The 14,473-nt window shown below is 36.9% G+C and carries 15 protein-coding genes; 5 read left to right on the plus strand and 10 right to left on the minus strand.

What is annotated here, in order from left to right:
- Positions 1–583 precede the first annotated feature (583 nt).
- Both BM211_RS16125 and BM211_RS16130 read left to right on the plus strand, forming a co-directional pair.
- On the plus strand, positions 584–2,338 hold the full coding sequence (locus tag BM211_RS16125) for an aromatic amino acid hydroxylase (RefSeq protein ID WP_090998557.1): 1,755 nt from the start codon (positions 584–586) through the stop codon (positions 2,336–2,338).
- Complete coding sequence (locus BM211_RS16130; protein ID WP_035434200.1) at positions 2,319–2,630, plus strand: 4a-hydroxytetrahydrobiopterin dehydratase; 312 nt, start codon at positions 2,319–2,321, stop codon at positions 2,628–2,630. The genes BM211_RS16125 and BM211_RS16130 overlap by 20 nt, the downstream gene beginning before the upstream one ends.
- 81 nt (positions 2,631–2,711) lie before the next feature.
- Here the strand turns inward: BM211_RS16130 and BM211_RS16135 are convergent, their stop codons facing one another.
- A complete protein-coding gene (locus BM211_RS16135) occupies positions 2,712–3,116 on the minus strand; it encodes a DoxX family protein (RefSeq protein WP_035434139.1) in 405 nt (134 codons plus the stop codon).
- Between the two features lie 155 nt (positions 3,117–3,271).
- Between BM211_RS16135 and BM211_RS16140 the strand changes: the two genes are divergently transcribed.
- Positions 3,272–3,817, plus strand: a complete 546-nt coding sequence (locus BM211_RS16140; protein WP_035434140.1) for a helix-turn-helix domain-containing protein — start codon at positions 3,272–3,274, stop codon at positions 3,815–3,817.
- Positions 3,818–3,875: 58 nt separating this feature from the next.
- On the opposite strand, the gene BM211_RS16145 is transcribed toward BM211_RS16140, so the two are convergent.
- On the minus strand, positions 3,876–4,391 hold the full coding sequence (locus tag BM211_RS16145; protein WP_035434142.1) for a GNAT family N-acetyltransferase: 516 nt from the start codon (positions 4,389–4,391) through the stop codon (positions 3,876–3,878).
- Positions 4,360–5,415, minus strand: coding sequence for a LacI family DNA-binding transcriptional regulator (locus tag BM211_RS16150; RefSeq protein ID WP_090998559.1), 1,056 nt, complete (start codon positions 5,413–5,415; stop codon positions 4,360–4,362). Before BM211_RS16150 ends, BM211_RS16145 begins: the two co-directional genes overlap by 32 nt.
- Before the next feature lie 59 nt (positions 5,416–5,474).
- Here BM211_RS16150 and BM211_RS16155 point away from each other — a divergent pair, with 59 nt between their 5' ends.
- On the plus strand, positions 5,475–6,245 hold the full coding sequence (locus tag BM211_RS16155) for an HAD family hydrolase (RefSeq protein WP_035434144.1): 771 nt from the start codon (positions 5,475–5,477) through the stop codon (positions 6,243–6,245).
- A 13-nt stretch (positions 6,246–6,258) separates the two neighbouring features.
- Here the strand turns inward: BM211_RS16155 and BM211_RS16160 are convergent, their stop codons facing one another.
- The 6 genes from BM211_RS16160 to BM211_RS16185 all read right to left on the minus strand — a co-directional run bounded on the left by BM211_RS16160 (position 6,259) and on the right by BM211_RS16185 (position 13,371).
- Entirely contained in the window at positions 6,259–6,495 is a 237-nt protein-coding gene (locus tag BM211_RS16160) for a YrhC family protein (RefSeq protein ID WP_035434145.1), read from the minus strand.
- Between the two features lie 308 nt (positions 6,496–6,803).
- Positions 6,804–9,407, minus strand: coding sequence for a bifunctional acetaldehyde-CoA/alcohol dehydrogenase (gene adhE / locus BM211_RS16165; RefSeq protein WP_035434147.1), 2,604 nt, complete (start codon positions 9,405–9,407; stop codon positions 6,804–6,806).
- Between the two features lie 471 nt (positions 9,408–9,878).
- On the minus strand, positions 9,879–11,012 hold the full coding sequence (locus BM211_RS16170) for a bifunctional cystathionine gamma-lyase/homocysteine desulfhydrase (RefSeq protein ID WP_035434149.1): 1,134 nt from the start codon (positions 11,010–11,012) through the stop codon (positions 9,879–9,881).
- 1 nt (position 11,013) lies between these two features.
- Complete coding sequence (locus BM211_RS16175) at positions 11,014–11,937, minus strand: O-acetylserine dependent cystathionine beta-synthase (RefSeq protein WP_035434151.1); 924 nt, start codon at positions 11,935–11,937, stop codon at positions 11,014–11,016.
- A gap of 85 nt (positions 11,938–12,022) precedes the next feature.
- A complete protein-coding gene (gene mtnN / locus BM211_RS16180) occupies positions 12,023–12,718 on the minus strand; it encodes a 5'-methylthioadenosine/S-adenosylhomocysteine nucleosidase (protein ID WP_090998561.1) in 696 nt (231 codons plus the stop codon).
- A gap of 14 nt (positions 12,719–12,732) precedes the next feature.
- Positions 12,733–13,371, minus strand: a complete 639-nt coding sequence (locus tag BM211_RS16185; protein WP_090998563.1) for a class I SAM-dependent DNA methyltransferase — start codon at positions 13,369–13,371, stop codon at positions 12,733–12,735.
- A gap of 137 nt (positions 13,372–13,508) precedes the next feature.
- Between BM211_RS16185 and BM211_RS16190 the strand changes: the two genes are divergently transcribed.
- Complete coding sequence (locus BM211_RS16190) at positions 13,509–13,724, plus strand: YrzA family protein (RefSeq protein ID WP_020060864.1); 216 nt, start codon at positions 13,509–13,511, stop codon at positions 13,722–13,724.
- Positions 13,725–13,756: 32 nt separating this feature from the next.
- Here BM211_RS16190 and BM211_RS16195 read toward each other — a convergent pair whose 3' ends face one another.
- Positions 13,757–14,401 carry a YrrS family protein gene (locus tag BM211_RS16195; RefSeq protein ID WP_035434158.1) on the minus strand — a complete coding sequence of 215 codons (645 nt, stop codon included), beginning with the start codon at positions 14,399–14,401 and terminating at the stop codon, positions 13,757–13,759.
- Between the last annotated feature and the right edge of the window lie 72 nt (positions 14,402–14,473).

The raw sequence follows: 14,473 nt of genomic DNA on the forward strand, positions 1-14,473 counted from the left end.
TACATATTTTTAGCGTTTTGGCAAGATTCTTGAAAATAAGAATACATACGATGTCCTTTTTTAATCCAAATCTGAAGAGTTTTATAATGTATTTGATTTTCCGTTGTCATTTTTTCACCTCCTTGTTAAGGGTATTATACCAAAACAAGAACGTACGTTTCTATTTATTTACTTGAAAATAAAATATTTTTTCGATTCACCTCACCACCTTCACATATGTTTAGAGGTGGGAGTCCTCTCGAAAGATATGATAGAAGACAACATTAAAAAGATTGTTGCCCCGTGTATTCATAATGGTAATATCTCTTGCTCCATTGCCACAATTATCCCCTACCTTTTTCTTATAGCATTTCACTACTCAAACGAAGAGTATGCAAAATTTATAAAAAACAAATCTTTATCACGTTCACCTAAAAAAATACAAGTAGGTTAGTACTACAATTTTTTCTAATCGCACGAAAAGAAATGTTAAATAATTCGGAATCTTATGATAAAATTAAAAGCGCTTACATTATTTTAAAAGGAGCGATGCGTGTACAACATGTAACATCTTATTTTTTTCACTTAGAAGGAGGATGTATATATGACAAAAAAAACAGAAATTCCATCACATTTAAAACCGTATGTATCAAAGCAGCATTACGATCAATACACACCAATTGATCACGCTGTATGGCGCTACATTATGAGACAAAATCATAACTTTTTAAAAGACGTTGCACATCCAGCTTATGTAAACGGATTGCAATCTTCCGGGATTAACATAGATGCCATTCCAAAGGTTGAAGAAATGAATGATTGTTTAGCACCGAGTGGTTGGGGCGCGGTTACAATTGACGGATTGATTCCAGGCGTGGCATTCTTTGATTTCCAAGGACACGGACTTCTTCCTATTGCGACGGATATTCGCAAAGTGGAAAATATTGAATATACACCAGCTCCAGATATCGTTCACGAAGCAGCTGGTCACGCCCCGATTTTACTCGATCCTACATATGCAAAGTACGTGAAATTGTTTGGGAAGATTGGAGCAAGAGCCTTCTCTACAAAAGAGGAACACGAATTATTTGAAGCGGTTCGCCAATTAACGATTGTAAAAGAAAGCCGCACATCTACACCAGAAGAAATTATAGCAGCAGAAAATGAGGTAGCAGAAAAGCAAAAACATATTTCCGGTCTGTCAGAGGCAGAACAAATTTCACGCCTATTTTGGTGGACAGTAGAATACGGGCTCATTGGCGATCTACAAAACCCGAAAATTTACGGTGCAGGTCTTCTTTCCTCTGTTGGTGAAAGTAAGCACTGTTTAACCGATGCAGTTGAAAAAGTACCTTTCTCTATTGAAGCATGTATTCAAACAACTTACGATGTAACGAAAATGCAACCGCAACTGTTTGTTTGTCAGTCGTTTGAGGAGCTTATCGATTCACTTGAAGCATTCTCAGAAACAATGGCATTCCAATTAGGCGGTACAAAAAGTTTAGATAAAGCACTACACTCCGAAAATATAGCAACAGTCGAGCTAAATAGCGGATTACAAATGACAGGCACGCTCGCTGAAATTGTAAAAGATGAAAACGGCGAAGCAATTTATATGAAAACAAATAGTCCTACTGCATTAGCAATTCACCATGCGCAATTACAAAATCATTCCACAGTAGTACATCAAGACGGCTTCGGTACACCAATTGGCTTATTACAAAATGATCTCGCATTAGAATCTTGTACGGATGAAGAATTACACGCATTAGGAATCGTTATCGATAATAAGGCTGAGCTTACTTTTAAAAGTGGTGTACACGTAACAGGAACAGTAAGCGATATAATTAGAAATAAGGAAAAAGTCGCTGTTATTTCGTTTACAAATTGTACTGTAACGCTGAAAGACCGCTTATTATTTGATACATCATGGGGTACATTTGACATGGCAGTTGGTTCAGCTATTACTTCTGTATTCCCCGGGGCAGCAGATCCAGCAGCATTCTTCCAGGTGGATGACGAAGAAGAAACAACACCTGCACCGCATATTCAATCCGAACTAGAAAACATGTACGAAACAGTTCGCAACATTCGGGATGAAAGTTCACTACATGAACAGCACACAGAACAACTTATCGCGATTTATCACGTACTAGAACGATTTTATAAAAAAGAATGGTTACTGCGCATTGAAATTTTAGAGTTATTAGCGAGTCATAAAGTGGAGATCCCAGAACGCAGAGCATTATTACAAGAACTTTCCTCTTTTACAAATAATGATGCCGTGCAGCGCTTAATCAATAACGGACTTGCCTTAATTCCATTAAAGGATGGGACAAATAATGCAAAGACTAACTAATGAAGAAGTACAAGAAGAGTTAATGAAGCTCGGTAAATGGACAATAAAGGACGAGAAATGGATTGAACGAAAATACATGTTCTCGGACTATTTAAAAGGTGTCGAATTTGTTTCTGAAGCGGCCAAACTATCAGAAGAACGCAATCATCATCCGTTCATCTTGATCCAATATAAAGCGGTAATTATTACGTTATCATCGTGGAATGCCAAAGGATTAACAACACTTGATTTTGAAATGGCAAAGCAATTTGATGAGATGTTTTTACAGAACGAAAAAGCGATTATAAGATAATTTTCAAGGAACCAGCCAGAAACTTTTCTGCTGGTTCCTTTCATATATCAAAACTTATAGGAGGTTTTACATTTATATAAATTAACCTTTTTTCAAAATCGTATCTTTTAAAAACCGATCTACAAACCCTTCTGCTTTTACAACAAATAAATACAAACCCATTGTTAATAACGCTAAGTCTAACTCATATCCTGAATGCTTTCCATCCCCTAATAAGCCAAATGGTCCGTTCACTTTTACAATTGCTCCAACTAAAATAAGTGCAAATAATAATCCTACATATCTCACACCTAAACCGATAATTAATAACGCACCGCCAACTACCTCTACCGTCGCAACGCCATATGCAAGACCACCTGGTAAACCAATACTTGTAAACCAACCTGCAATATTATCGATTCCTGCTTGGAATTTCTTTAAACCATGAGCAAAAAATATTATTCCTAATACAACTCGAATTATTAAATTACCAATATATTGATTCATCTTTTCTCTCCTTTTTGTTTTGTCATACGAAACTTTTATTATCATTACAAAACATACACTAAATTTTTTTAACCGTCAATTGATTTTTATTGAGAAAAAATAAAAAAGATTTGCTATGATACAACTATCTGTTATTAAAAAGGAGCACGATTTTTATGAATATCGGTTCGACAATACGGGAAATTCGCCAGCGCAGAGGAATTACAATTGCACAAATATGTGAGGGAACAGGGCTTTCTAAAGGATTTATGAGTCAAGTGGAAAACAATAAAACATCTCCATCTATTCTTACTCTTGAAACAATCGCTCATTTTTTTAATGTTCCTCTTCCTTATTTATTGTTAGAGCAAAAAGATCGGATGAAAATTGTAAAAAAAGAAGAACGGAAATATAGTATTTACGGAAAAGATCAACAAAAAATTGAACATGTGGCCGAGCAGGGCGGACTGTGTTTATCATTAGTAGAAATTCCTGCCGGCTTTCCGATAGAAAACACACCGAATGCTCATGAAGGTGAAGAATGCCATCTTGTTTTGCGCGGAAAATTAGAAGTACAACATGGAGAAGATATTGCCATCGTAGAAGAAGGAGATTCGTTTTCTTGGAGCGCATGTGTACCTCATATCGTTCGTAATATTGGTGATGAAGCTGCACTTCTTCTTATTTCAAGCCATACTGAAAATCGAAAGCATGTATATTGAAGCATTGTGAACAAATTTGTTTGCAGTGCTTTCTTTATAGAATAAAAAGAGCAGGTTATTATTCTCCTATCCCTGCTCTTCTTATTGAATAAACGAGAACATCCATATCATGGAATACAACAGTCTTCTCATAAACCATCCCTGTCTTTCTTGCAACAAAAATAGAAGCTGGGTGATTCGGATTTATAAGAGAAATAAGTTTCTGAAGCTTTAATACTTGAAAGCTATAATCTCGAAATGCCGCTGCCGCTTCTTTCGCAAATCCGTTTCCCCAATACTTTGGCAGTAGCCAATAGCCAACTTCAATCTCTTCTTTTCCATCAACGCGTTGCTTAACAAGTCCCGCATGTCCCATTGGTTCTCCCGTTTCCCTATGTAACATTAAAAATAAACCAAGTCCACGTTCGTATCCAGGCAAGACCCAGCTCTCAAGATTTTTTTTACATTGTTCATACGTTTTTGGAGTCCCTTTCCCAATGTAACGAATTACTTGATTGTTCCCCCATAAAGAAGCGTAAAAATTTAAGTCATCCATTGTATATTTACGAAACTGTAAACGGTCTGTATGAAACATGTCCTCCCTCCCTTCTTGTCGATTCTCTTTCTATAACGGAAATAGGTAATTGTATCTGTTGCAAATGTTCACCTTGTGATTGTTTATGCAATAGAATAATAGAATGCCTTGCCATACTTGCAATTGAGGTGGAAATAGTCGTTATATTAGGATTCATCATCATCGACAGCTCCTGATTATCAAATCCAATCACACCAAAATCTTTTGGGATGCAAATTCCCATTCGCTGCGCTTCCATAATTATTCCGGCAGCTATTTCGTCACTACCTGTAAAAACCGCATCGGGAGCATTTTTCATAGATTGCATTATTTGTATCACCCGTTTCCCATCCTTTAATCCATAACAATTAGGAAATATCCATTCCTGTCGCAATGATAGATGTTGCTCACATAAAGCTCTTTTATATCCTTTATACCTTTTTCGTTGCGCCTTACTTTTTAATGTATCGTAACAAAATCCAATGCGTGTATATCCTTTTTCTAAAAGATGCTTTGTTCCTAAATACCCTGCCCGTTCTTCATCAAATTGAACTGTTGATACCAATTCTGTTTCTACATGCTCATTACATATAACAATCGCACCTGAAGTACTTACACATTCGATCTCCTCTATGGGCAAAGAAAGTGTCGCAAAAATAAGCCCATCTAGCTTCTTCGTTCTTACGTAATGGATAAATTCTCTTTCCCTCTCTGGTACATAATTTGATTGTAATATCACAACGTCATAACAATCTTCTTTTAAAATATTACTTACTTCTTGAATGAATTGACTAAAGAATGGATGGTATAAATTCGGTACTACTACACCGATTAAATTCGTTTGAAGGCGTCGTAAATCTTTTGCTACCGCTACAGGGACATAATTTTTTTCATCAATAATCGCTTGCACTCTTTCTCTTAATTCTGTTCGAACATACGGATGATGATTAATTACACGAGAAACGGTCGCTTTCGAAACCCCAGCTAATTTAGCGATATCTTCAATTGTAGAAATTTTGAATCTCCCCCTTGACCTGTAACGCATTTCAGAATGTACAGTATATAGTAAGTTATATATCTATTATAAATGGAGTGACCTTAAATATGGGAAAAATTCAAATTTTAGGAGAAATCATTCATGCAAAGGCCGTTGCTTTCGATAAGGACGGTACGTTATTTCAGGCTATCCCGTTTTGGCATGAAATTGATAGACTAAGAAAAGATAAATTTTCACAAATTGTCGGCGATGGATACGAGTCACTTTGGGAAAAAGCAGTTGGTTTCGTCCATCCTGATCAAGTTGATTTTAAAGGACTATTAGCAGTGGCCCCTGAAGAGGATGAAATCATTGTTACCGCGAGCTTGTTATATCAAATTACAAAATACCCATGGCATCACTGTAAAGAACTTGCCGCTGCTATTTTTAAAGAAAGCGATGAAGAGCTATGCATCGCAAATGCTTTTCATCCAATTGAGGGAGCAGCAGATTGTATAAGTTCCTTGCAAAGCGAAGGCATTTATGCAGGTGTTTTAACATCAGACAATAAATCACGAACAAAAAAATGTATCGAACTTCTTGGCGTGCCACCACTACATTTTCTGCTTACTCCAGAAGATGTGACGTACGGAAAACCAAACCCAGAGATGATTATAAAAACATGCGCACAACTTGGCATTGAGACAAATGAACTCATTATGATCGGGGACACTGTTGTGGATGTAAAAATGGCTAAAGAGGCAGGCAGTATTGCTGTAGGAATTGCCAATCACGAGCATGCAATAGAAGAATTAACACCGTATGCTGATTTTATCATTACAGCTTACACTGACATTCAAGTGTTAACTAAAAAAACGTTACTCAAAGACACTCTTTAAGTAACGTTTCTATTTATAGTGGCTGTTCATGCTTGTTCTCCTCTAATTTGTCACGCAGCACTCTTGCACGATAGAAAAAATAAAATGAACCGCCTAAAAAAGCAGCAATCACACCCATCATGGCAAACATTTGCACCGCTTCTTTTTGTCCATTTGGGAGTAATAAACCGAGCATTAAAAATGCACTTAGCGCTAACATGACTTGACCGAAACGAATATAATCAGCAATTTTTTGCTGTAATTCTTTCATTATTTACTCACTCCTCCTTTTCACTGTATCATATTTTCATCGTTTCGTAGGCAAGTAAATGCAGCCAATGAGGGAGAAGTTTTCCATGATATATACAAATTGAAAAGATGGGATAAAAACACTTTTCTTTTTAGAGGAGGGCGAGAATATCTAGCCATGCATAGAGACGGTCAAAGCCTTTTCCTGCCACATGCGAGGTTTAAAACAAAGAGAGAAAGCAAGTAGCAGTCACTTTTTGTTCTGCATAGCAGTGACTTACATGTTGAAAAATCAAAAAAAGAGCCGTAATCAGTACGGCTCTTTCTAATTTACACACCTTTATATGCTTGCATATACACTTCTTTTAATTCTGAAATAAGCGGTAATTTCGGATTTGCTGTTGTACATTGATCTTCAAATGCGCGTTCAGAAAGTACACCAACAACCGATTCAAATGCTTCTTTTTCAACACCTTGGCCAGCAATGCTCATATTAATATTTAATTCTTTTCCAAGAGCGATAATAGCTTGTACTAATGATTCTACTCCTTCTTCCACTGTACGTGCTGGAAGTCCAAGCATTCTTGCAATATGTGCATAGCGCTCATCTGCAATAAAGTGCTCATATTTTGGGAATAGTGCATGTTTTCTTGGTTTGATTGCATTATAGCGAATGACATGCGGCATTAAAATGGCATTTGCACGTCCGTGCGGAATATGGAATTCCGGTCCCAATTTATGTGCTAAGCTATGGTTAATACCAAGAAATGCATTTGCAAATGCCATACCAGCCATTGCTGATGCATTATGCATTTTTTCACGAGCCTCTTCATCATTGCCATCTTTATATGCACGCGGTAAATATTTAAACACAAGATCCATTGCTTTTAAAGCTAATCCATCTGTATAATCATTTGCCATAATCGATACGTACGCTTCAATTGCATGTGTTAAAACATCCATTCCTGTGTCAGCAGTGATATGTGGCGGTACTGTCATAACAAACTGTGGATCCACAATAGCAACATCTGGTGTTAATTCATAATCAGCGAGCGGATATTTAATATTGTTCTTTTTATCTGTAATAACCGCAAATGGTGTCACTTCTGAACCTGTTCCAGATGTTGTCGGAATCGCAACAAACTGCGCCTTATCTCCTAGTTTTGGATATTTACATGTACGTTTTCTAATATCTAAAAACTTTTGTTTTATACCAAAGAATTCTGTTTCTGGGTGCTCATAAAATAGCCACATTCCTTTTGCTGCATCCATCGCTGATCCGCCACCAAGAGCAATAATAACGTCCGGTTTGAAGCTTCTCATCATTTCTGCACCTTTAAATACAGTTTCATCTGACGGATCTGGTTCTACTTCAGAGAATATTTCTACTTTTACATCATTTCTATGTTGAGCTAAATAATGCGTCACTACATCAATATACCCCAACTGCACCATTCCAGGATCTGTTACAATGAATGCGCGTGAAATGTTCGGCATACTTGCTAAATATTGCGTAGCGTGTTTTTCAAAATAAATTTTTGGCGGCAACTTGAACCACTGCATATTCTTTTTTCTATTTGCAAGTCTCTTTACGTTCATTAAATGTGTTGCCGTTACGTTTTGAGAAACAGAGTTCTTTCCGTATGATCCGCATCCAAGTGTAAGCGATGGAATGAAAGCGTTATATATATCACCAATTCCGCCTTGTGCTGACGGAGCATTTATAATAAGACGACATGCTTTCATACGTAGTCCAAACTGTTTTTGTACTTCTTTATTTGTAGAATGAATGACAGCAGAATGCCCTAATCCGCCAAGCTCTAACATATTTTCACAATGCTGTAATCCATCTTCTAATGAACTCGCTTTTATACAAGCTAATACTGGACTTAATTTTTCACGAGATAACGGATAAGCTGCACCGACTCCTTTAATTTCAGCTACAATCATCTTTGTATCTTCAGGCACTGTAATCCCTGCTAATGCTGCAATGTAATGTGCGGATTTCCCAACAATATCACTATTTACTGCACATGTATTCTCATTAATAACAAGCTTCTCTAATTTTTTTCGTTCCTCTTCTGTCACAAAGTAACAATTATTTGCGATCATTTCTTGTTTCACATCATTATAGATTTCTTTGTCCACAATAATCGCTTGTTCAGAAGCACAAATCATACCGTTATCAAACGTTTTCGATAAAATCACATCATTTACAGCACGTTTCACGTTCGCTGATTTTTCCATATAGCATGGAACGTTACCTGGTCCTACTCCTAGAGCTGGTTTACCAGTAGAATATGCTGATTTCACCATTCCTGCTCCTCCAGTTGCTAAAACAAGCGCTACACCTTCATGATTCATTAATTGTTTTGTTGCCTCAACAGAAGGCTTTTCAACCCATTGAATACAGTTCTCTGGTGCACCAGCTTTCACTGCAGCATCGTACACTGTTTTTGCAGCTGCGATAGAACATTGCTGCGCTGAAGGGTGGAATGCAAAAATAATTGGGTTTCTCGTTTTTATCGCAATAATTGCTTTAAACATCGTTGTTGATGTTGGATTTGTTACTGGCGTTACCCCAGCAACTACACCGACCGGCTCTGCAATTTCTATTACTTCCTCATGTGGATCCTCACGAATAATCCCCACTGTTTTATCATTTTTTATACTATTCCAAATATATTCAGTTGCGAAAATATTTTTAATACATTTATCCTCATACACACCGCGGCCCGTTTCTTCAACAGCCATTTTCGCAAGCGGCATATGTTGATCCACACCCGCAAGTGCCATTTCATGTACAATTTTATCAATTTGTTCCTGTGTAAAACCTTCTAATGCATGTAAAGCTTTTTGCCCTTTCTTTACTAACGTCTCAATCATTCCTGTAACTTCTTGCATTTCATTTACAACTTTCTCTTTGACTACCATGTAATTTCCTCCTATTCTGCTGTTGGACTCATAAAGTCCCTCGGGGTCTAAATATGTCCCTATTAGCTTAAAAAAATAGAACTACCTTTTCTACATGAATTTTTTATTATTTGTGAAATGTTTCACATGATTATGTGTGAAGCATCTCTCTTTATATTTTTACTATACACTAGATATTTATATATGTGTGTGTCTAATTTGTGAAAAATTTCACAAACTTAAAAGGTCGCATTACAAAGCTTGAAAAATAGAATAACAAACACTACTTCTATATAAATCTGGTTTAATGTTTCAACATATAAACCACGGAATCCAGATTATACCATCACTTTCACTTGCTTGCTCTTTTGTTTAAAATCATGGCATGTGGTAGGAAAAGGCCCTGACCGCTCCTATGCACGGCCAGATGCTCTCATCCTCCCATAGTTTTTATGTCGTTTGTTAACTTATATACATATAGTGCTTGTTCCCTTATGCTAACGCTCGTGCTAAATCTTCAATTAAATCTTCTCCGTCTTCAATTCCAACTGAAATACGAATTAATGTATCTGTAATTCCTAGTTCCGCACGGCGCTCTGCTGGAATAGAAGCATGTGTCATTTGCGAAGGAATAGAAATTAAGCTTTCTACTGCTCCTAAACTTTCAGCAAGTGTAAAATATTGTACTTTTTCAAGTATAGTGTTTAATGTTTCTTGACTATCTACATCAAATGAAATAATTGCACCGAAGCCATTTGCTTGTTCTGCTGCTAAGTCATGGTTATGGTGAGTGCTAAGTCCTGGATAATACACTTTATTTACTTTCGGATGATTTTGTAAAAACTCAGCAATTGCACGAGCATTTACTTCATGCTCTTCCATACGCACTCCTAATGTTTTTAAACCACGTAGTAATAAAAAGCTATCTTGTGGTCCTAAAATACCACCTGTTGAGTTTTGTACAAAGTGAAGATCTTCTGCTAACTCTGCGTTATTTACAGCTACTACCCCAGCAACAACATCACTATGACCGCCTAAATATTTTGTTGCACTATGAAGGACAATATCTGCACCAAGAGAGATTGGTGTTTGCCAATACGGTGTCATAAATGTATTATCAACAATTGTTAATAAGCCTCGTTCTTTAGCAAGTGCTGCAATTTGTTTCATATCCGTAATTTTTAAAAGCGGATTTGTCGGTGTTTCAATATAGATAGCCTTTGTATTTGGAAGAATCGCTTCTTTTACTTCTTCTAAGTTTGTTGTATCAACAAATGTATGTTCAATACCAAAGCGATTTAATACTTTCGACATGATGCGGTACGTTCCACCGTATACATCATCCGTAAAAACAACATGATCTCCTTTAGAGAAAAGCATCATTACTGCTGTAATTGCTGCCATACCTGATCCAAATGCAAATCCTGCATGAGCATTTTCAAGAACAGCAATTGTTTCTTCAAGAGCTGAACGAGTCGGATTTCCAGTACGTGAATATTCATACCCTTTATGATTTCCTACCCCTTCTTGTTTGTACGTACTCGTTTGATAAATCGGTACCGTTACCGATCCAGTTAAGGGTTCTCCGATATGAATACCATGAATTAACTTTGTTTTTGTTCTCATTTTATTCCCATCCTTTGTATATGTTCTTACTCAAATAGCGTTCGCTGCTATCTGGGAAAATAGTTACAATATTTGTTCCTGGCTTTGCTTTCTCAGCTTCTAATAAGCTTGCATGTAGTGCTGCCCCCGAAGAACTGCCAACGAGGAGCCCTTCTTTTTGCGCCAGTTGTTTCACAAGAGAAAAAGCATCACGATCCGAAATCGTATGAATATCATCAAAATATGTTGGATTAAGAAATGGTGGTATAAACTCAAGCCCAATTCCTTCTGTCTCATGAGAACCAGCTTCGCCACCATTTAAAATAGAGCCTTCTGGTTCAACAATGACTGTTTTAATTTGTTGATTTTGCTCTTTCAAATATGACGCTGTCCCCATAAAGGTTCCGCCGGTTCCAGCACCAGCGACAAATATATCAATATGTCCATCTAGTGCCTCCCACAGTTCAGGCCCTAATGTTTTATAGTATGCACGTGGATTTGCTTCATTTGCAAATTGACATGGAGAATACGAATTTGGAATTTCTTTTAAAAGTTCTTCTGCTTTTACAATAGCACCTGTCATTCCTTGTGACGTTGGTGTATGAACAATTGTTGCCCCAAGAGCTTTCATAAGTTCTTGTTTTTCAATACTAAATTTTTCTGGAACGCAAACGATAACATGCAAATCATGTTCAATTGCTGCCAGTGCCAGTCCGATTCCTGTATTGCCAGCAGTCGGTTCAATAACGGTTCCCCCTGGCTTTACAAGCCCTTTGGCAAGAGCATCCTTAATTAATTCTCGTCCTAATCGATCTTTCACACTTCCACCTGGATTGAAAAATTCAAGCTTTGCAAAAATCCGAACACCTTCCGGGAGTAAAAAGCGCGTAATCTCAACGAGCGGTGTATGTCCGATTAGGTCGTGAACACTGCGATACACTTTCATCGTATTTCCTCCTCACCTAACCCCTTAAAAGAAAAAAGCAACTGTATGTATTATCTATATATGAAACAGTTGCCTTTTTGCTACATTACTTTAATTCTTCTAATACGTTTACAATAAAGTTTGTGGAATGAAGAGCTGCTTGATCTAAAAACTGCTCAAACGAAACATCCGATTCTTTACCAGCAATATCAGAAAGTGCACGAATAATAACAAATGGCACTTTATATTGATAACATACTTGTGCAACTGCTGCCGCTTCCATTTCTACTGCATACAGATCAGTAAACTTCTCACGAATAAATGCAACGCGGTTTGAGTCGCTCATGAAAGAATCTCCTGTTGCAATCATACCTTTAACAACTTGAATTCCTTCTGCTGTTTGCATACATTTTTCAGCTAATGCAACTAGTTCTTCATCTGCTGGAAATCCTGCTGGCATTCCTGGTACTTGACCGTATTCATAGTTAAATGCTGTTACATCTACGTCATGATGACGAACTTCTGTTGAAATGACAACATCGCCTACATTTAAAGAATGATGGAATCCACCAGCTGAACCTGTATTAATAATTTTTTCCGGCTGATAACGTTCTAATAAAATTGTCGTGGACATTGCTGCATTTACTTTACCGATACCAGATTTCAACAAGATTACTTCATGTCCTGCTAATGTACCTTTCGTAAATTCACAACCCGCAACTGTTTCTGTTTCTGCTTGTTCTAACTGGTCACGTAAAATACGTACTTCTTCTTCCATTGCTCCAATTACAGCAATTCTCAATCTAATCCCTCTTTCTATTGCTTCGTCGCCTCCATTACCCAAACATAATGATTCATACGAGTAAAGGTGACGTGAAAGCCATTATTTTCAAAAATAGATTGCATGACTGGAATACGCGTATAATATTCCGTTTGTAAATCATTTGCTAACTCATGAAATCCTCGCTGTTGCGCATATTCAACAGTTTTATCATATGCTTCCTGATTTACAAATATCGTGTCAGCAAACACTATTTTACCACCTTTATTTAGCAGTTGACCATACTTCGCAATCGCTACATTTTTTTCTTCATCAACTAGGTGATGAAAAGCATATGTGCTAACGATTGTATCCACATGCGAAGGAGTGACAAAGTTCAAGAAATCACCTTCTGTAATCGATACTTCTTTCAGAAGCTTTTGCTTAGCAATTGTACGCATTTCTTTTGATGGCTCTATACCGTGAACAGCACGACCAGCAGTTAATAATCTATTTGTTAAATTACCAGTACCAACGCCAAATTCTAAAACATTACCAAAAGATTTATTTACTACATCCTCTAAAATCTCCTCATAATGAGCGAAAACTTCTTTATATTGTATATCTTCACCCTGTACGAAAGAATCGTACGTATGAGCCCATTGATCAAATAGTTCATTAAATTCTGTTCCCATAGAAAATTCCCCTTTTTCTTATCGGATTTATCAGTATAATATTCCTTATCCGTTAAAAAGTCAACAAAAATGCACATGGTATTTCTCAGTTTTCTTTGATAAACTATACTATGAACATGCAGAAAGAGGTGTTCCTCATGTCGTTTACATTCGAAATGATAGAAGATAAAGTTGAGTTTTTTGAGGCAGCTAGCTTAGCATTGCTAGAAAAGAAAATCAATGAACAAATTGATAATAATAAGGCACTTATGCTAGAAGTACATCACGTTTCACATCAAATGATGATGGATCCCGAAAGCAAACGACCATATTATAGCGCTGTTGTTCACTTTAAATTGAAAAAATTGCGCTAAAAAAGAGAGAGGCTCTATGACCTCTCTCCTTTTTAGTTCAGGGTTTGAACAAGCGTTGGTTTCCAGCCCTCATTCTCTACCCAATCAATATTTACATAATATTTGTTTCCTGTTTGTTTATCTCGTACGTTACCGTATGCTTTCTGTTTTCCGTTATTTCCAATACGTTGAATTACCAACTGATCTTCTGGGATATCAATTGCATACGCAATCGCTTTTCTCATTTCATTCCAGTCTGATGTTCCTTGCTTAAACGTCATTGCTGGTGATTGTCCTTGCTCAGTACCAACTGGTTTCCAAGCTGGTTTTGTATATGCTTCTTTCGCTTGTGCAATTGTTTTCTCTGCGGATACTTTTTCGTTCTCTTTTGCCTTCTCTTCTTCTTCCGCTTTCTTCTTAGCTTCTTCTTCTTTTTTCTTTTCTTCCGCTACTTTCGCTTCTTCTTTCTTCTTAGCAGCTTCTTCTTTTTCATTCTTTTTCGCGGCTTCTTTTTCTTTCTCAGTTTGCTGCGTTACTTTTTTATCACTAGAAGCAGCCTGCTCTGTATTATCAGAAGTAAAGAATAATTGATATGCTACAATTACTACCGCTAATAGCACGATACCAATTGCAATATTCAATACACCATTTTGGCGACGCCTTTGTTGTTTTTTTTGAAATCTAGTTCCTCCTGCCATTACTCAAACCTCCATGACAATTTTCATACTTGTTATTGTAACATCAAATGCAAAAAGGTTGAAGGAGTAGGA

This window comes from Bacillus sp. 491mf (assembly GCF_900112415.1).
Lineage (GTDB): Bacteria > Bacillota > Bacilli > Bacillales > Bacillaceae_G > Bacillus_A.

Excerpts from the sequence above, each read along its gene's own strand:
- BM211_RS16185 (WP_090998563.1), bottom strand. The coding sequence starts at position 13,371 with ATGGGAACAGAATTTAATGAACTATTTGATCAATGGGCTCATACGTAC.
- BM211_RS16135 (WP_035434139.1), bottom strand. The coding sequence starts at position 3,116 with ATGAATCAATATATTGGTAATTTAATAATTCGAGTTGTATTAGGAATA.
- BM211_RS16125 (WP_090998557.1), top strand. The coding sequence starts at position 584 with ATGACAAAAAAAACAGAAATTCCATCACATTTAAAACCGTATGTATCA.
- BM211_RS16190 (WP_020060864.1), top strand. The coding sequence starts at position 13,509 with ATGTCGTTTACATTCGAAATGATAGAAGATAAAGTTGAGTTTTTTGAG.
- BM211_RS16170 (WP_035434149.1), bottom strand. The coding sequence starts at position 11,012 with ATGAGAACAAAAACAAAGTTAATTCATGGTATTCATATCGGAGAACCC.
- BM211_RS16160 (WP_035434145.1), bottom strand. The coding sequence starts at position 6,495 with ATGAAAGAATTACAGCAAAAAATTGCTGATTATATTCGTTTCGGTCAA.
- BM211_RS16175 (WP_035434151.1), bottom strand. The coding sequence starts at position 11,937 with ATGAAAGTGTATCGCAGTGTTCACGACCTAATCGGACATACACCGCTC.
- BM211_RS16155 (WP_035434144.1), top strand. The coding sequence starts at position 5,475 with ATGGGAAAAATTCAAATTTTAGGAGAAATCATTCATGCAAAGGCCGTT.
- BM211_RS16195 (WP_035434158.1), bottom strand. The coding sequence starts at position 14,401 with ATGGCAGGAGGAACTAGATTTCAAAAAAAACAACAAAGGCGTCGCCAA.
- BM211_RS16150 (WP_090998559.1), bottom strand. The coding sequence starts at position 5,415 with ATGCGTTACAGGTCAAGGGGGAGATTCAAAATTTCTACAATTGAAGAT.
- adhE (WP_035434147.1), bottom strand. The coding sequence starts at position 9,407 with ATGGTAGTCAAAGAGAAAGTTGTAAATGAAATGCAAGAAGTTACAGGA.
- BM211_RS16140 (WP_035434140.1), top strand. The coding sequence starts at position 3,272 with ATGAATATCGGTTCGACAATACGGGAAATTCGCCAGCGCAGAGGAATT.
- BM211_RS16145 (WP_035434142.1), bottom strand. The coding sequence starts at position 4,391 with ATGTTTCATACAGACCGTTTACAGTTTCGTAAATATACAATGGATGAC.